A 17,144-nucleotide genomic window follows, 5' to 3' on the forward strand; every position below is an offset into this window, starting at 1 on the left:
GGAGCGACGGCGTGACAGGCACCCTGCGGGAGGACGTGCTGAGCGCACGCCGGATCGTGGTCAAGGTGGGCTCGTCCTCGCTGACCACGGCCTCCGGCGGGCTCGACGCCGACCGGGTCGACGCGCTGGTGGACGTCCTGGCCAAGAGCCGCGGCGCCGGAGCCGAGGTGGTGCTGGTCTCCTCCGGCGCCATCGCCGCCGGGCTGGCCCCGCTCGGCCTGGAGAGGCGCCCCAGCGACCTGGCCCGGCAGCAGGCCGCCGCCAGCGTCGGCCAGGGGCTGCTCATGGCCCGCTACACCGCCTCCTTCGCCCGCTACGGACTGCGGGTCGGGCAGGTGCTGCTGACCGCCGAGGACGCCAGCCGCCGGGCGCACTACCGCAACGCCTTCCGCACCCTGGAGCAGCTGCTGGCGATGGGCGCGGTGCCGGTGGTCAACGAGAACGACACCGTCGCCACCGCCGAGATCAAGTTCGGCGACAACGACCGGCTCGCCGCCCTGGTCGCCCACCTGGTCCGGGCCGACCTGCTGGTCCTGCTCTCGGACGTGGACGGGCTGTACGACGGCGACCCGAGCAAGGCGGGCACCAGCAGGATCGACGAGGTGCACGGGCCGCAGGACCTCTCCGGCGTGGTCATCGGCAGCGCCGGCAAGGCCGGGGTGGGCACCGGCGGCATGGTCACCAAGGTCGAGGCGGCCCGGATCGCCACCGGCGCGGGCATCCCGGTGGTGCTGACCGCCGCCCGCCACGCCGCCGACGCCCTCGCCGGACGCCCCACCGGCACCCTGTTCCACCGCACCGGCCGCCGCTCCACCGACCGGCTGTTGTGGCTCGAGCACGCCAGCGCCCCGCGCGGCGCGGTCCGGCTGGACGCGGGCGCGGTCAGGGCCGTCGTGGAACGCCACAGCTCGCTGCTTGCCGCCGGTGTCACGGGTGTTGAGGGAGAGTTCGCCCCCGGCGATCCGGTCGACCTTCTTGATGAAAACGGCAACATCATCGCGCGTGGGCTGGTCAACTTTGATGTGCGAGAGCTTCCCCTGCTCCTGGGACGCTCGACGCGGGACCTGGCAAGGGAGTTGGGCCCCGCATACGAGCGCGAGGTGGTGCACCGGGACGACCTCGTGGTGCTCCCTTCCGCACCTGGACCGGCCTGACCGGCGGCGACGGCGGCCGCGGGGGCGCTCCGGCAGGGGACGACATCACGGACAGGAGGTCGCCAGTGGGGCGCAGGCGCCAGGGTGCGCGACCCGCGGGGGCAGCGGATCCGGTACTCACCAGCATCGAAGGGGGCGCGTCGCGGTCGGCGTCCGCCCTCGGCGCGCACCCGAGCGCCCCTCGGGGGCGCGAGGCCGTCACCGGGGCCGTCCGGGCGGCGGCGCAGGAGGACGCGGGGGACCGCGCCAGGCTCTGGCACGTGGTGCTGAGCGTGGCCGGGCAGCCGACCCCGCTGTCCGAGCTCAAGCGCGGCCTGGAGCAGCTGGCCCACGACCACACGCCGTTCCTGACCGCCCGCTACGCCACCGACCACGGCGAGATCCGCTACTGGGAGCAGGCCGAGGACCTGCACGACGCCGCCGCCATGGCGCTGCGGCTCTGGGGCGAGCACAAGGCCAGCGCCAAGCTGCCGCCGTGGGAGATCGTCGGCCTGGAGGTGGTGGACCGGTCCACGTACCACAAGCGGATCGCCGAGGGGTACGGCGAGTCACCGGCCTCGGTCGGCGGCGTGCACCCGTTCTGAGGCCCCGGCCCGGCCCCCCGACGTGCGGCCCGGGCTCCGGCGGGCCGCCTGCCGGGCCGCTCGCCGGGTTGTGAGACGCCCGGCCGCCAGGGCGGGCCGGGCGGCTACGCTTGCCGTATGAGCAGCTCTCCCGACCCCGACAGCCCGTCCGGCGACCGCCCGCTGACCGCGTTCCCCTCGCCGAGCCTGCCCTCCCCGCTGCCGCAGTCACCGGTGCTGCTCGCCGCGTACCGGGCCAAGGCCGCCGCCGCCGAGCTGGCGCCGCTGCCGCGCACGCCTAAGGACGACGCGCTGCTCGCCATCGCCGACGCGCTGGTGGTCCGCACCCGGGAGATCATCGAGGCCAACGCCGAGGACGTCGAGCGGGCGCGGGCGGCCGGCACCGGCGAGGCCGTGATCGACCGGCTGACGCTGAACCGGGAGCGGGTGGCCGCGATCGCCGAGGACGTGCGCCGAGTCGCCGGGCTGCCGGACCCGGTCGGCGAGGTGGTCCGCGGCTCGACCCTGCCCAACGGGCTCGACCTGCGCCAGCTGCGGGTGCCGCTGGGCGTCGTCGGCATCATCTACGAGGCCCGGCCCAACGTCACGGTGGACGCCGCCGCGCTCTGTCTGAAGTCCGGCAACGCGGTGCTGCTGCGCGGCTCCTCCTCGGCGTACGCCTCCAACCGCAAGCTGGTGGAGGTGGTCCGCGACGCCGTGGGCGGGGCCGGGCTGCCCGCCGACTGCGTGCAGCTGGTGCCGGGGGAGGGCCACGACGCGGTCCGCGAGCTGATGCGGGCCCGCGGCATGGTGGACGTGCTGATCCCGCGCGGCGGTGCCTCGCTGATCCGCACGGTGGTGGAGCAGTCCACGGTGCCGGTGATCGAGACCGGCACCGGCAACTGCCACGTGTACGTCGACGCCGAGGCCGACCTGGCCATGGCGGTGGAGATCCTGGTCAACGCCAAGGCGTCGCGTCCCAGCGTGTGCAACGCGGCGGAGACGCTGCTGGTGCACCGGGACATCGCCGACGCCTTCCTGCCGCTGGCGCTGGAGGCCCTGGCCGAGGCCGGGGTGACCGTCCACGGCGACGAGCGGGTGCGGCGCACCGCCGAGGAGAGCGGCTCCAAGGCGGTGGTCGTCCCGGTGACCACCGAGGACTGGGAGGCCGAGTACCTCTCCTACGACATCGCCGCCGGGGTGGTGGACTCGCTGGACGCCGCCGTGGCGCACATCCGGCTGTGGTCCTCCGGCCACACCGAGGCCATCGTGACCGGCTCCCAGGCCGCCGCCCGGCGCTTCACCCGGTTGGTGGACGCCGCCGCGATCGCGGTCAACGCCTCCACCCGCTTCACCGACGGCGGGCAGTTCGGCTTCGGCGCGGAGATCGGCATCTCCACCCAGAAGCTGCACGCCCGGGGCCCGATGGGCCTGCCGGAGCTGACCTCGACCAAGTACGTGGTCACCGGCGACGGGCACATCCGGGGCTGAGCCGATCCGTGACGTACCGGTGCGGGTACTCGGAGCCACAGACAAAGCGTCGGTGCGGCATTACGCTGCTTCTATACCCGAGGCAGCTGTGCCGAGAGATGCGGGGGCTCCGTGTATTCCGAAGGCTTTGACGCCGACAGTGCCAATCACGGTGGCGGGGCGGACGACGAGTTCGCGGCACTGGTCCTCGACGAGCGCTTTGTCCGGGCCGCGCTCATCCATGAACCGTCCGCGCGCGAGCGGCTGTCCGCGATGGCGTACGACGGCGGCTTCGGCAGCGCCTATCCGCGGAAGTCGGCACGCCCGCGCTGGCGGGCGGCCCCGGCGCGCGGGCGGCACCAGGCGCTGCCACCGCGCTGGCAGCGGACGGTGGCGCAGCTGATGCTGCTGGTGCTGGGGGCGCTCGCGGTGCTGGTGGCGGTGGCCGCGGTCGACCGGGGAGCGGGCACGACGCAGAAGTCGACCCAGGTGCCCACTTCGACGGCCGCGCCGGTCCACAGTTGACGCCGCGCAGCCAATGGGTGAATTGTCGGGTTTGTCACCCCTTTGCTGACCAACTGTCATCGTCCGGGTGCAATTCGACGCCCTTTCAGAATGACCAAGGTCAAATCCGTAGCAGAACTTGACCCCTGAGGCACTGCACTCCCTTCGCGGCGACTTACCCTTGGAGCATGGGTGGCCGGGCAGAGCCTCCTGAGGGCGCGCCCGAGGGCGGTTCCGGGGGCGAGGACGACTTTCGACCTGTCGTGTTCGACGAGTCGTTCATTCGTGCTGCCCGGATACAGGAGCTCTCCGCGCAGGAGCGCATGTCGGCCGGCACCCGGCCGATCCGCCGCCGCGGCGGGCGCTCCGGCGGCCTGCCGCGCCAGGCCCTGGCGCTGATGCTGCTGATCTCGCTGGCCTTCGCCGCCGCCGTCTACATGGGCAGCAAGCACCCCTACGACGGGTCGGCCGCCAGCACCGCCCAGCTCACCATGACCGTGATCCCGCTGCAGCCGGGCGCGGGCGGCATCCCGACCGGCGCGCGCACCCCGGCGGCGTCCGCCTCCGGCACCGACGCCGCCACCGCCTCCGGCACGGCGGGCAGCACCGCCTCGGGCTCCGCCCCCGCCGGGCAGCCCTCCGGCGCGGCGTCCGGCTCCGCCCCGGCCTCCGCCTCGCCCTCGGGCTCGCCCTCCGCAGGCCCGTCGGCCTCGCCCTCCGCCCCGGTTCCGCCCGGGCCCTTCGCCGGGACTCCGCTGGCGGACTACCTGGTGGGCGCGGCCGGGATACAGCTCCCGCTGCCGCACCACACCGCCGACTTCAGCAGCGACCAGGTACTGCACGCGCTGAAGATCGTCTACAACTACCTGCGGGCCTCCTCGCTGGACCCGGGCATCCTGATGGGCGGCAGCACCGACTCGGTGCGCGCGCTGCTGGCCGAGGGCCAGCACCAGCAGTTCGACCAGAGCCTGGCCGACCCCCGGGACGACCAGCAGCACGACGTGCTCGGCTGGCTGATCCGCTTCGACCCGTCCAAGGTCCGGCTGGCCGCCCCCGACGACATCCGGCTCCAGGGCACCCTGGCCTACCAGCAGCTGAACGTGGGCGCGCTGGAGGTCACCAGCGACTACACCTTCGTGTACGCGCTCAGCCCGGCCCCCGCCCCGGCGACCGCCACCGCATCGGCCTCCGCCGCAAGCCCTTCGGCTACGGCTTCGGCGACCGCCTCGGCCACTGCTTCGGCCAAGCCGGGTGCGTCCGGGAGCGCCAAGGCGGGCGCCGCCGCGTCGGCCAAGGCCGCCGCAGCCGCCCCGGCCCAGCAGCCCACCGTGCTGTTCACCGTCCGCCGGGAGATCAGCTACCTGTTCACCCAGAACGACCTCAACGCCGACCAGGTTGAGCTGGTCAACTCGGTGGTGCAGGCCGGGCCGATGAACTGCGGCGCGGACGTCAGCTCCTACCTGCAGCCGATCTTCCCGACCGCCACCCCCGCCGCCACCGGCACGCCCGGTACCGGCTCGGCGGGCAAGCACACCGGTACCGGCCCCACCCCCGCCGCCGGCGCCGCGCCGGGCCCGAGCGTCGACCCCTTCGACCACACCCGCCCGGCCTGGGCCGTGTGCGGGGTGCTGACCGGACCGACGCTCTGAGGACCCGGGCCCCAGAGGCCGAGGCCCCGGGAGCCCGGCCGCCGTCAGCCGGCCGCCGGATCCGGCTCCGCACCGCCGGGCGCGGCGCCGCCGGAGCCCCGGCTGCCGCCGGTGAAGACGTCCCGCAGCTTGCCGCCCAGATCGCCCGCGCCGCCCGCTATGTCCCGGACCAGGCCGAACAGCGGGTCCTTGGTGTCCCGGAAGGTCTGCGCGTACGAGTCGGCCGCCGCCTTCACCTGGTCGGTGACCGAGGCGTCGGCGTCCTGATCCCGGCGCGGGTAGGCCCCGGCCATGATCGAGCTGTACTCCTCGCCCTCGGACCACTGCTTGATCGCGCGCACCCGCACCGCCACGAACGGGTGCGTCTGCGGCAGCACCTGCAGCAGCTTGATGACGCTGTCCCGCAGGTCCCCGGCGCGGTCGTACTCCTCCGCCTGCTCCAGCATGGCGTCGGTGTTCATCTCGTGCAGGTGGTGCCCGCCGGCCAGCTTCATCAGGCCGCGCATGGACGCCTGCGGGTCCTGCCCGACCAGCAGCCCGGCCCGGTCGCAGGAGATCTCGGCCTTGCGGAACCACTCCTTCAGCGCGGTGATGATGCCCAGCACCGCCAGGTTGCCCAGCGGCACCCAGGCGATCTTGGTGGCGATGTTGGTGAGGATCAGCAGCATCGTCCGGTAGACGGCGTGGCCGGACATGGCGTGCGCCACCTCGTGCCCGATGACCGCCCGCATCTCCTCCTCGTCGAGCAGCTCGACCAGGGAGGTGGTGACCACGATCACCGGGGCGTCCATGCCGATGCACATGGCGTTGGGCACCGGATCCTGCGTGACGTACAGCGCCGGGACCTTCTCCAGGTCCAGGGTGTACGCCGCGTCCCGGACCATGTCGTGCAGGTGCGAGAACTGGCGCTCGGAGCTGCGGACCGCCGAGGCCAGGAACATCAGCCGGACCGCCCGCTCGGAGACCATCCCGCCGAGCCGCTTGAGGATGTCGTCGAAGCCGCTCAGCTTGCGCAGCGCGACCAGGGCGGAGCGGTCCGCCGGGTGCTCCCAGGCCCGGGTGGAGATGCCCGGGAACCGCTTGCGCCGACGGCTGGGCACACTGCTGTCACTGGATTCGGTCATCTGACTGCGTCCCTCCCGATCAGTGGCGGACCCCCGCGGCGCGCGCGCCCGGCCCCCGCCGTCCTTGTCTGCCACTCGTCCCCTGGCTGCACACAGTACGCCCGGCCACTGTCAGCCCACCCGGTCCCGGCGAAAGACCGCCGCGCCGGGCGGTCTAACCTGGGACCTACCGGTCGCACCCCACGAGGAGCCACGCCCATGCGCACCACCACCGCCCTGAACCAGCTGGCAGCCATCTCCGACGGCTCCGGTCCGGGGATGTTCCTGCGCACGATCGTCATCGTCTCGGTCGTGGGCGTCGTCATCATGGCCTTCTTCCTGCTGCGCGGCTACCGGGACTGACCGCGCCCCCGGGCGGCACCCGCCTCCCGGACGCCCCCGCGCCGGTGACGGCGCACTCGATCGGGGCACACGCGGTGTCAGACGTGTGGAGCCGCCGTGCGGTTGCCGAGGGGCTGCCCGTAGCATGGGCGGGATTGATCGGCACCCACACGCCTCCGAGCCAGAAGGTCCCCCACGATGAGCCTCCCCGCGGTTGCCCCTGTTCTCTCCCTGCTCGCGGACGACGGCGGCAACCACGCCAGCCTCAACCCGATCGTCACGGGCGGCGGTGCCCTGATCATCTTCCTCATCCTGCTCTTCGCGGTGACCCGCTTCAACAAGGACCGCTAGGCCCCTGCCGGACCCGGCCGTGCCGTGCAGCCCGCGCGGCCGGGTCGTTCGAACGCCGGACGGATCACGTACAGTGACGCGTCATGGGAGAGCAGGCTGAATCCGCGGACACGCCCGTGAAGAAGCGCCTCGGGGTGATGGGCGGAACGTTCGATCCGATCCACCACGGGCACCTGGTCGCCGCCAGCGAGGTGGTGAGCCAGTTCCACCTGGACGAGGTGGTCTTCGTGCCCACCGGCCAGCCCTGGCAGAAGGACGGCAGACCGGTGTCCCCGGCCGAGGACCGCTACCTGATGACGGTCGTGGCGACCATGTCCAACCCGCAGTTCTCGGTCAGCCGCATCGACATCGACCGCAAGGGCCCGACGTACACCACGGACACCCTGCGCGAGCTGCGCGCCCTGCACGCCGACGCGGACCTCTTCTTCATCACCGGCGCCGACGCGCTCTCGCAGATCTTCTCCTGGCGGAACGCCGAGGAACTGTTCAGCCTGGCCCACTTCATCGGAGTGACGCGTCCAGGGCACACTTTGACGGACCCCGGTCTGCCGGCCGGCGGCGTGTCCCTGGTCGAGGTGCCCGCACTGGCCATCTCCTCCACCGACTGCCGCCAGCGGGTCTCCCGGGACGAGCCGGTCTGGTACCTGGTACCGGACGAGGTGGTGCGCTACATCGACAAGCGCAAGCTCTACCGGGACCTCGGCGCATGAGCGCCGGGCGGGGCAGGGGCGGTCAGCACGTGTACGGCGACGGACCAGGGATAGAGGCGGCGTGACCGGAAACGACGGGCAGCAGTACCCGGAGCCCACGCCCGAGTACTGGGAGACCTACCCCCAGGAGCCGCAGCAGCCGACGTACGAGCAGCCGCAGCAGCCCCAGCAGCAGCCCCCGGCGGCGTACGGGCAGCAGCAGCCCCCGGCCCAGCCGGACCCGTACGGCTACCAGCAGCAGCCGTACCAGGCCCCCGGCTACCCGTACGGCTACGACGCCCAGCAGGTGCCGCAGCAGGCACAGCCCCAGCAGCCGACCGCCCCCGGTCCCGGCCCCGGCGGATACCCGACCGGCGCGTACGACACCGGCGGCTATGACACCGGCAGCTACGACACCGGCCAGTACGGCGCCGCCGCGCCCTACGCCGCCGGCGGGTACCAGGCCGACCAGTACGGCGCGGGCGGCTACCCGGGCGGCGGCCCGTACGCCGCCCCGCAGGCCGCCCCCGGCGGCTACCCCGCCGCGCAGCCCGCCGCCCAGCCCGCCGCCGCCCAGCCCGCCGCGCAGGCGTACGCCGCGCCCCCGGCCGCCCCCGCGCCGCCCGCGCCCGCCGCCCCGGCCGCCGCGCGCCCCGCGCCCGCCGGGGCCCGGCCGGTGCCGCCGCAGCGCACCCGCCCCGCCGCCCCCGGCGCGGCCTCGCGCGGCCCGGCCGACCGGTACGGCATGGAGGAGTTCACCTTCGTCGACGACGCGGAGGAGTCCGAGGACGTCATCGACTGGATGAAGTTCAGCGAGACCCGCGGCGAGCGCCGGGACGAGCGCCGCCGCCGGATCCGCGGCCGGGTGCTGATCCTGGCGGTGGCCCTGGTGGTGCTGGCCGGCAGCGGCGCCGGCTACCTGCTGGCCACCGGCAGGCTGGGCTCCTCCCGGCACACCGTCGCCGCCGCCTCCGGGCGCGAGGTGATCGCGGTCCACCTGCACGACCTGTCCGACCACGTCTACACCGCCCTGCTGGTCTCCGACACCGGCACGCACAAGGCCACCACGCTGCTCGTCCCGGGCAATCTGAACGTGCCGCAGGAGAGCGGCGGCCAGCTGGTCCCGCTCGCCTCCAGCGTGGACACCCAGGGCAACGCGGCGATCCGGACCGGCCTGAACACCCTGCTGGGCAGCGACGTCACCGCCAGCTGGGGTCTGTACACCTCGTTCCTGCAGGTGCTGGTGGACCGGCTGAACGGGATCACCATCGACTCCGACACCACCATCACCCAGGGCGGCAAGGTGCTGGTCAAGCCGGGCACCTCCACCGTCAACGGCGCGGCCGCCGTCGCCTACGCCACCTACCAGGCCCCGGGCGAGGACGCGAGCGCGCAGCTGACCCGCTTCGGCCAGGTGCTGGAGGGCGTCATCAAGGCCATGCCGCAGGACCCGACCTCGGCCGCGGCCGACATCACCGCCATGGGCGAGGTGGCCGACCCGTCGCTGCCCGACTCCACCCTGGGCGCGCTGCTGGCGGCGCTGTCCACGGACGCCGCCTCCGGCAGGTACCAGACCGCGACCCTGCCGGTGCAGGCCGACGGCTCGCTGGGGGCCGGCGCGGACAGCGTCGCCCAGCAGCTCCTCGGCGGCAGCGTCAGCAGCGGCAGCGGCCAGACCGCCGCCGCCCGGGTCTCGCTGGTGAACGCCTCCGGCGACGCCAACAACACCAACCTGGCCGGCGCCACCATCACCAACAACGGCTACACCTGGGTGCCCGGCAGCACCACCGCCGCCCCCCAGGCCGCCTCGACCATCAGCTACACCCAGGACTCCCGGGCCGCCGACGCCCGCCGACTGGCCGAGGACCTCAACCTGCCGGCCACCGCCGTGAGGAAGGTCACCACCCAGCAGACGGTGGACCTGCTGGTCGTCCTGGGAAGGGACTACCACCAGGACTGACCGGCCGGGGCGCGCCGAAGCGGGCCCGCGGCCAGCCGAAAAGGGCTGAGCGGGCGGTCCGCCGTTCATGAGATCCTGGAGGGTACCCGCGTCCCCGAACCGAGAGCACCCCGTGACTGCTACCGACCGTGCCGTCGAGCTCGTCAACACCGCCGCCCAGGCGGCGGCCGACAAGCTCGCCCACAACATCATCGCCTTCGACGTCAGTGATGTCCTCGCCATCACCGACGCCTTCCTCGTCGCCTCCGCGCCCAACGACCGCCAGGTCAAGGCCATCGCGGACGGCATCGAGGAGCAGCTGCACAAGCAGCTCGACGCCAAGCCGGTGCGCCGCGAGGGCGAGCGCGAGGGCCGCTGGATCCTGCTCGACTACCTGGACATCGTGATCCACGTCCAGCACGCCGAGGAGCGCTCCTACTACAGCCTGGAGCGGCTGTGGAAGGACTGCCCCGAGATGGAGCTGCCCGCCGACGCCGTCGCCACCCGCAACCGCCCGGACGAGGAGACCGTCGTCCGCGAGCCCAACGAGTTCGACCACGTGGAGGCCGTGCTGCAGGCCGAGGCTGATCGGAGCCTGCGCTGAACGGGGGAGCACGCGGTCGCCGGATCGTCTTCTGGCGGCACGGTCAGACCCAGTGGAACCTGGAGGGGCGGTTCCAGGGCAGCACCGACGTCCCGCTGACCGAGGCCGGTCACGCCCAGGCGCGGCGCGCCGCCCGGCTGCTCGCGGCCCTGCGCCCGGACGCCGTGATCTCCTCCGACCTGCAGCGGACGGCGGACACCGCCGCCGCGCTGGCCGCCGTCACCGGCCTGGACGTCACCCATGACGCCGGGCTGCGGGAGACCTACGCGGGCGTCTGGCAGGGGCTGACCAACCAGGAGATCCAGGCGCGCTACAGCGAGGAGTACCGGCTGTGGCGGCTCGGCGAGCCGGTCCGCCGGGGCGGCGGCGAGCTGAACACCGAGGTCGCCGACCGCGCCGTGCCGGTGGTCCTGGACGCGGTGAAGGCCCTGCCGGACTCCGGCACGGTCGTCGTGGTCAGCCACGGCGGCACCATCCGGATGGCCATCGGCCGACTGCTCGGCCTCGACCCGTACCACTGGGAGGCCCTGGCGGGCCTGTCCAACTGCTGCTGGTCGGTGCTGGGCGAGGGCGCGCGCGGCTGGCGCCTGCAGGAGCACAACGCGGGGACGCTGCCCGAGCCGGTCCTCGGCGACGACAGCTGAGGCAGGGGCCGGATTTCGCAGTTCGGCCCCCCTGCCGCTAAAGTCTTCCTCGTTCGCACAGTATGTGCAGGGCAATGGGGCTGTAGCTCAGTTGGTAGAGCGCTTGCATGGCATGCAAGAGGTCCGGGGTTCAATTCCCCGTAGCTCCACGCAGGACAGTTTGACGCAGGACAGCAGAACAGTACGGGGCTGTAGCTCAGTTGGTAGAGCGCTTGCATGGCATGCAAGAGGTCCGGGGTTCAATTCCCCGTAGCTCCACAGGAATACGAACCGCCTCCGGCCCGGCCGGGGGCGGTTTCGCTTTGCCGGGCCGCAGATCCCGCCGGGCCTCAGCGCCTTCGCCCACCGCACCCGCCCGCCCCTGCCGCCACGCTGACCGCCCGCCGCCGTCACGCTGACCGCCCACCGCCGTCACACCTCCGATCCCGCAGGTCGGAGGCGGGGGAAGGGATTGGTGAGCACCGAGTCCGACCGTGTACAGTAGTGCCTGTCGCCGCGGGGCACCGCAGCGTGACATCTGGGGCTGTAGCTCAGTTGGTAGAGCGCTTGCATGGCATGCAAGAGGTCCGGGGTTCAATTCCCCGTAGCTCCACACAGTACGACGAGATCCCGTCCGATCCCCGCGATCGGGCGGGATCTCGTCGTTGCGCGGCGCGGCCGCGCCCTCAGGGGGTCCGACTGAGGCGGAGGGCGAGGGCGGGGCACTGGTGGACGGCGCGGCGGGCGCTGTGCTCCAGCCAGGGGGCGATCGGGGTGGGGCTGATCACCGGGTAGCCGTGCGGTCCCAGCGAGACCAGTTCCGGGGCGAGGGTGGCGCAGAGGCCGTGGGCGTCGCAGCGGGCCCAGTCGACCTCCAGGGTCGCGGTCGGGCCGCTGCTCGGCGGCAGGGCCGAGGCGCGGTCGCCGGGCAGCGGCAGCACACCGCGGACCGGGCGGCGGCAGCCCCGGCCGGACTCGTGCGCGGCCAGGTCCTCGCCGAACACCGCCAGCGCGGAGAGCACCAGCCGCGCCGTGCCGTCGGGGTGCGCGCACGCCCCACGGCCGCGCACCGAGGCGATGGTGCGCCGGGCCTCGTCCAGGGCGGAGCGCCCGCCCCCGCCGCCGGCCAGCTGGGTCAGGGCGTCGGCGGTGGCCGGCAGCCCCTGGCGGCAGGGACCGCACTGCCCGGCGGACTCGGCCGCCAGCCAGGCGGTGACCCGGGCGACCTCGCCGATCGGGCAGGTGTCGGTGGGCAGTGCTATGACTGCACCAGCACCGAGTGTCCCGCCGAGCGCCGCCAGCCCGGCCCGGGAGACGGGCGCCTGCACGGCGTCCCCGGGGCGCAGCCAGGCGCCGTGGTAGCCGCCGACCAGCAGCCCCTGGCCGGCGTCCACCCCGCAGGCGTCCAGCACGCCGCCCAAGCGGGCCCCGGCGGGGACTTCGACGACGAGGGGGGACTGATCGGGACGGACCACGGTGAGCAGCAGCGTCCCCGGCTCGGCCGGGGTGCCGACCACGGCGTAGGCGTCCGGACCGAGCCGGGCGGCGACGGCGAGCTGGGCGTACGTCTCGGCGTTGGACAGCAGGGTGGGCCGGCCGCGCACCCCGCCGGGCCCGCCGTCGCTGGCGCGCGCCCGCCGGGCGGGCGGGACCGCGGGCAGCCCGGAGATGCCCCGGATCAGCGCGCCCGACTCGCCGGAGACGAAGCGGTCCGGCAGACAGACGGTCCGCGCGGGGCAGGGCAGCAGCAGCATCGCGCCCTCGCCCGCCCGCTGGTACGCGCGTCGGCGCTCGCCGAGGGCGCGGGGCACGGAGGTCTCGCCCGGGCCTCCGGCTGCCACGCCCACGACGATCTCCTCCGCGCCGAAGGCCGCCGCGGCCAGGCAGGCGCCGTCCAGGACCAGATGCGGCGCGCGGGTGAGCAGCATCCGGTCCTTGGCGCTGGCGGGCTCGCCCTCGGTGGCGTTGACCACCACCACTGGGGGGCGGCCGCTGCGGTCGGCGCTGGTCACGGCGGCGCGGGCCTTGCGGGCGAAGGGGAAGGCTGCCCCGCCGCGCCCGCGCAGGTCGATGCGTTCGACGAGGTCCAGCAGATCGTCCCGGTCGAACCAGGGGAGCGGGCCGTGGGCGAGGCGGTGGCTGGGCAGGTCCAGCCGGGTGTGCTGGTCCAGGCCCGCCGTCAGCCGGGCCGGGCCCAGCCGCAGCACTTCGGGCGCGCTCACCAGCCGCCCCCGTGCTCGACCGGCGCGTACGGCGCGGGCCCGGGGAAGCCGGCCGGGACGGCAGTGGGGACGGCGGCGGGGACGCCGTGCGGCGGGGTGTCCCAGGTCAGCGCCCCCCAGTCGGCGCCCCCGCCGGGCTGCCCGCCGGGCTGCGCATAGGCGGCGGTGAGCGTCTCCACCGGGTAGGCGAAGCCGTGCGGGGGCGTTTCGGCCAGCGCCGGGTGCGGGCGCGCCCCAGTGTCGCCCAGGGCGTCGCCGGAGGCGTATGCGGCGTAGGCGTACGCGTCGTAGCCGTACGAGGGGGCGTACGGCTGCTGCTCCGGCGCCTGGTGCTGCTCCTGCGGCGGGCGGGGCGGACGGGACGGCCGCAGCAGCGGGTCGGCCCGGCCGCGGGTACCGGGCAGCGGGGCGTGGGTGGCCAGCAGGAGCTGTTCGTCGGCCGCCGTCGCGTGCTCGGGTGTGTCGGCGGGCCGGTAGCCGCGCAGGGACTGCCGGGCGCGGCGGCCCGCAGACCGGCGTCCCAGCGCGGCCAGCACCCGCACCGTCAGCGCCAGGGCCACGGCCGCCGCGCACAGGCCGTAGCCCCAGAGCACCCACACGGCGGCGGAGCGTCCGGCGGTCAGCCCGTGGGAGAGGGCGATCGGCCAGCAGGCGTAGGCCGTCCCGTGCAGGACCCGCCACAGCCAGGGGCGGTGCCCGGCCGCGAACCGGCCGCGTACCGCGCCGGTGACGGCGACCAGCACCATCAGATCGGCCGCGATCACACCGAGGCCGACGGCCAGCGACGACCCGCCCGCGAAGGGCACGAACGCGGCGATCGGGGCGGCCTCCTGGTCGTAGACCTTGACTGCGACATGGATGACCAGGAAGCCCAGCGAGGCCACGGCGGCGGCCCGGTGCGCGGACTGCAGCGAGACCCGGCTGCGCGGCGTCAGGACCAGCCGGTCGGTGGCGGCCAGGCCGAGGACGACGGCCGCGGTGAGCGAGAGCAGGGTGAGCACCCCGGCCATGTAGTCGAGGAACCGCAGGGTCTGCTCGGCGGTGTCGGCCAGCGCCCGGCCGGGGCCGGTGCCGCGCAGCGACCCCGCCCCGAGCAGGGCCGCGCCGGTCACGGCGGCCAGGAGCAGCAGTCCGAGCAGGGCCGGCGGCGGCCCGGGCGTCCGTGCGGTGCGCCCGTGCGGCGGGTGCCCGGCGCGATCGGCGCGTCCGGCGGCGCGTCCGGCGGTGCGCGCGCCGCGCGCCGTGCGGGTGCGGGTGCGGCGGGCGGCGCGTCCCCCTCTGCCGGTGGCGGTGCTTGCGGCGGTGGTGCGGTTGGCTCGTACGGTGCCGTGGTTGTGCGCGCTCACGCAGGGCCTCCGAGTCGTCGTACGGTGCGTCCTGACCCCCCGCCACCGTGACGTTCCCGTGATGTTAGCCGCGCCCCGACCCCGTGCGCCGGGTCACGCGAAACCGTGCACATGGGTGAGCGGCGTGGCCTACCGTTCGCGCACACGCACGACTGTCCGGCCGGTGTGCCCGTCCGCGCGGGCTGCTGCGCACCTGCCGCGCAGCTGCCGCGCACCCAAACTGATGAATAATCAGCCGATCCCACCGGTCATCGGCGCTGCGGTACGCACGACGCCGCCTCTCACTGCGCACGCTTCATACACATGCGCTGTCATCAGAGAGGTGTCCCATGCATCGCAGCTGGTCACGGTCGAAGGCCGGTACCGCAGCACTTCTGACGATCCCCCTGCTGCTGGCCGGCGGTCTCGCGGCAGGCTCCGCCGCCGCCGAGCCGCCGTCCCCCCGGATCCCGCTGTCGCCCCGCGTCCCGCTGCCCGGCACCGTCCCGGCCTGGACGGCGCAGGCCGCCGACCAGGGCCAGGCGGCGACCTCCGCCCCCGTCGCCGCCCGGGTCTACCTGGCCGGGCAGGACCCGGCCGGCCTGGCCGCGCTCGCCCGGTCGGTCTCCGACCCGGCCTCGCCCGAGCACGGCCGCTACCTGACCCCGGCCCAGGTCGCCCGGCGCTTCGGCACCACCCCCCGGCAGGTGGCGGCCGTCCGCTCCTGGCTCACCGCCTCCGGCTTCCGGGTGACCGAGACCACCCCGCACTACCTGGGCGTCAGCGGCGACGCCGCCGCCGTCCAGCGCGCCTTCGGCACCCGGCTGCACGCCTACCGCAAGGACGGCCACACCTACACCGCGCCGTCCGCCACGGCCACCGCCCCCGCGGCGGTCGCCAAGGCGGTGCTCGCCGTCACCGGCCTGGACGACGCGCCGCACCGCGCCGTGCACGGCAGCCGCCGCGACATCCTCCCCGGCCCCACCGCCGGCTACGCCAACTCCGGTCCGTTCTCGGCCTACTTCGGCGCCTCCCCGGCCACCGCCTACCCGCCGGCCTACGGCCGTACCCAGCCGTACGTGATCAAGGGCTTCGACGGGGCGCAGCTGCGCCGGGCCTACGGCGCGGACGGGACCGGCCTGACCGGCCGCGGCGTGAACGTCGCCGTGGTGGACGCCTACGACTCGCCCACCATCGGCTCCGACGTCGCCGCCTACGCCGCCGCCCACGGCGACGCCCCCTACCGCCAGGGCCAGTTCAGCCGGGTGGATCCGGCCGTCTGGAGCGACACCGTCGCGGCGAGCGACGCCTTCCCCGGCGGCTGCGGCGCGGCCGGCTGGTACGGCGAGCAGAGCCTGGACATCGAGGCGGTGCACGGCGTCGCCCCGGACGCGGGCATCGTCTACGTCGGCGCGGCCTCCTGCCAGGACGCCGACCTGTCCGACGCCCTGGACCGGGTCGTGGACGGGCACCTGGCCGACATCGTCAGCGACTCCTGGAGCGATCTGGAGACCGACACCGACTCGTCCATCGACGCCGCCTACGACCAGACGTTCATGCGCGGCGCGGTCGAGGGCATCGGCTTCTACTTCTCCAGCGGCGACGACGGCGACGAGCAGGCCGTCTCCGGCGCGAAGACCGTCGGCTCGCCGGTCAACCTGCCCTGGGTGACCGCCGTCGGCGGCACCTCGCTGGCTCTGGACGCCTCCGGCGGCTACCGCTTCGAGACCGGCTGGGGCACCGCCAGTTCCCCGCTCGCCGGCGACGGCCGCAGCTGGGGCCCGCTGCCCGGCGACTTCCTCAGCGGCGGCGGTGGCGGCACCAGCGCCCGCGTGCCCGAGCCGCTCTACCAGTACCCGGTCGTGCCCGCCGCGCTGTACGCGGCCCACGGCGGACGCAACCGGGTGGTGCCGGACGTCTCCGCGGTGGCCGACAGCGGCACCGGATTCCTGGTCGGCCAGACCCAGACCTGGCCCGACGGGTCGGTCGGGTACGGCGAGTTCAGGGTCGGCGGCACCAGCGTCGCCTGCCCGGTCTTCGCCGCCGTCCAGGCCCTGGCCGAGCAGGCCCAGGGGGCGCCGCTGGGCTTCGCCAACCCGGCGATCTACCAGCGCTACAGCACACCCGCCTTCCACGATGTGACGGACACTCCGCTGGGTCCGCAGACCGCGCTGGCGCAGGTCCGGGTCGACTTCCACGACGGGGTGGACGACGCCTACGGGAAGGACGTCAGCCTGCGCACCATGGGCCACGACTCCTCGCTGCACGCCACCGCCGGCTACGACGACGTCACCGGGGTGGGCTCGCCCGCGCCCGGCTACCTCGCCTCGTACGCCAAGGGTTTCAAGGGCTTCAAGGGCTGACGCACACGGACGGAAGGCGTGCGGTCACCCACAGCAGCGGTGACCGCACGCCGCGTTGCCAGGAGATGACATAACGATCACGCTTGCCTGAAAGCCACCCGAGCGTCAACGATCGCAAATGCCCCACACTGGTGCTTTTCAGGTCCATAAAAGGTAATCAAATATCGAAAACAGACAGCCTCGTGGGAGGCAGTCTTCACTTGACTTACACAACCTGGCCACGCGACTCTTACCACCGCTGAG

At 74.2% G+C, this 17,144-nt stretch carries 15 protein-coding genes and 3 tRNA genes; 15 read left to right on the plus strand and 3 right to left on the minus strand.

The annotated features are described in order from the left end of the window. The first annotated feature begins 35 nt into the window (after nt 1–35). The 5 genes from proB to GXW83_RS07205 all read left to right on the plus strand — a co-directional run bounded on the left by proB (nt 36) and on the right by GXW83_RS07205 (nt 5,340). Nucleotides 36–1,154, plus strand: a complete 1,119-nt coding sequence (gene proB, locus GXW83_RS07185) for a glutamate 5-kinase (RefSeq protein ID WP_182447148.1) — start codon at nt 36–38, stop codon at nt 1,152–1,154. A gap of 65 nt (nt 1,155–1,219) precedes the next feature. Beyond that, nucleotides 1,220–1,738, plus strand: a complete 519-nt coding sequence (locus tag GXW83_RS07190) for a hypothetical protein (RefSeq protein WP_182442036.1) — start codon at nt 1,220–1,222, stop codon at nt 1,736–1,738. A 117-nt stretch (nt 1,739–1,855) separates the two neighbouring features. Continuing rightward, complete coding sequence (locus GXW83_RS07195) at nt 1,856–3,208, plus strand: glutamate-5-semialdehyde dehydrogenase (protein WP_182442037.1); 1,353 nt, start codon at nt 1,856–1,858, stop codon at nt 3,206–3,208. A 111-nt stretch (nt 3,209–3,319) separates the two neighbouring features. Then, complete coding sequence (locus tag GXW83_RS07200; protein ID WP_182442038.1) at nt 3,320–3,712, plus strand: hypothetical protein; 393 nt, start codon at nt 3,320–3,322, stop codon at nt 3,710–3,712. A 167-nt stretch (nt 3,713–3,879) separates the two neighbouring features. Further along, complete coding sequence (locus GXW83_RS07205) at nt 3,880–5,340, plus strand: hypothetical protein (RefSeq protein WP_182442039.1); 1,461 nt, start codon at nt 3,880–3,882, stop codon at nt 5,338–5,340. 44 nt (nt 5,341–5,384) lie between these two features. Here the strand turns inward: GXW83_RS07205 and GXW83_RS07210 are convergent, their stop codons facing one another. Further along, complete coding sequence (locus GXW83_RS07210; protein ID WP_182442040.1) at nt 5,385–6,464, minus strand: M48 family metallopeptidase; 1,080 nt, start codon at nt 6,462–6,464, stop codon at nt 5,385–5,387. Nucleotides 6,465–6,662: 198 nt separating this feature from the next. Here GXW83_RS07210 and GXW83_RS07215 point away from each other — a divergent pair, with 198 nt between their 5' ends. From GXW83_RS07215 to GXW83_RS07255, 9 genes are all read left to right on the plus strand, one after another. Then, nucleotides 6,663–6,806, plus strand: coding sequence for a hypothetical protein (locus tag GXW83_RS07215; RefSeq protein ID WP_182442041.1), 144 nt, complete (start codon nt 6,663–6,665; stop codon nt 6,804–6,806). 177 nt (nt 6,807–6,983) lie between these two features. Next, complete coding sequence (locus GXW83_RS07220) at nt 6,984–7,136, plus strand: hypothetical protein (RefSeq protein ID WP_182442042.1); 153 nt, start codon at nt 6,984–6,986, stop codon at nt 7,134–7,136. A gap of 83 nt (nt 7,137–7,219) precedes the next feature. Next, nucleotides 7,220–7,846, plus strand: a complete 627-nt coding sequence (nadD, locus tag GXW83_RS07225) for a nicotinate-nucleotide adenylyltransferase (RefSeq protein ID WP_182442043.1) — start codon at nt 7,220–7,222, stop codon at nt 7,844–7,846. A gap of 61 nt (nt 7,847–7,907) precedes the next feature. Further along, on the plus strand, nt 7,908–9,785 hold the full coding sequence (locus tag GXW83_RS07230; RefSeq protein ID WP_182442044.1) for an LCP family protein: 1,878 nt from the start codon (nt 7,908–7,910) through the stop codon (nt 9,783–9,785). 112 nt (nt 9,786–9,897) lie between these two features. Further along, nucleotides 9,898–10,368, plus strand: a complete 471-nt coding sequence (gene rsfS / locus GXW83_RS07235) for a ribosome silencing factor (protein WP_182442045.1) — start codon at nt 9,898–9,900, stop codon at nt 10,366–10,368. Then, the gene (locus GXW83_RS07240) at nt 10,365–11,012 is read left to right on the plus strand and encodes a histidine phosphatase family protein (RefSeq protein ID WP_182447149.1); all 648 of its coding nucleotides are present in this window, start codon (nt 10,365–10,367) and stop codon (nt 11,010–11,012) included. Before rsfS ends, GXW83_RS07240 begins: the two co-directional genes overlap by 4 nt. 76 nt (nt 11,013–11,088) lie before the next feature. Further along, nucleotides 11,089–11,161 (plus strand) — tRNA-Ala (locus GXW83_RS07245). Nucleotides 11,162–11,197: 36 nt separating this feature from the next. After that, nucleotides 11,198–11,270, plus strand: a tRNA-Ala gene (locus GXW83_RS07250). Between the two features lie 261 nt (nt 11,271–11,531). Further along, nucleotides 11,532–11,604 (plus strand) — tRNA-Ala (locus GXW83_RS07255). A gap of 73 nt (nt 11,605–11,677) precedes the next feature. On the opposite strand, the gene GXW83_RS07260 is transcribed toward GXW83_RS07255, so the two are convergent. Together GXW83_RS07260 and GXW83_RS07265 are read right to left on the minus strand one after the other, a co-directional pair. Beyond that, complete coding sequence (locus GXW83_RS07260) at nt 11,678–13,213, minus strand: NADH-quinone oxidoreductase subunit NuoF family protein (protein WP_225446818.1); 1,536 nt, start codon at nt 13,211–13,213, stop codon at nt 11,678–11,680. Further along, the gene (locus GXW83_RS07265; RefSeq protein ID WP_182442046.1) at nt 13,210–14,559 is read right to left on the minus strand and encodes a ferric reductase-like transmembrane domain-containing protein; all 1,350 of its coding nucleotides are present in this window, start codon (nt 14,557–14,559) and stop codon (nt 13,210–13,212) included. The genes GXW83_RS07260 and GXW83_RS07265 overlap by 4 nt, the downstream gene beginning before the upstream one ends. A gap of 329 nt (nt 14,560–14,888) precedes the next feature. Between GXW83_RS07265 and GXW83_RS07270 the strand changes: the two genes are divergently transcribed. Beyond that, nucleotides 14,889–16,901 (plus strand): protease pro-enzyme activation domain-containing protein, encoded by a 2,013-nt coding sequence (locus GXW83_RS07270; protein WP_182442047.1) that lies wholly within the window; start codon nt 14,889–14,891, stop codon nt 16,899–16,901. Nucleotides 16,902–17,144 lie beyond the last annotated feature (243 nt).

The sequence above is a fragment of the Streptacidiphilus sp. PB12-B1b genome (genome assembly GCF_014084125.1).
Lineage (GTDB): Bacteria > Actinomycetota > Actinomycetes > Streptomycetales > Streptomycetaceae > Streptacidiphilus.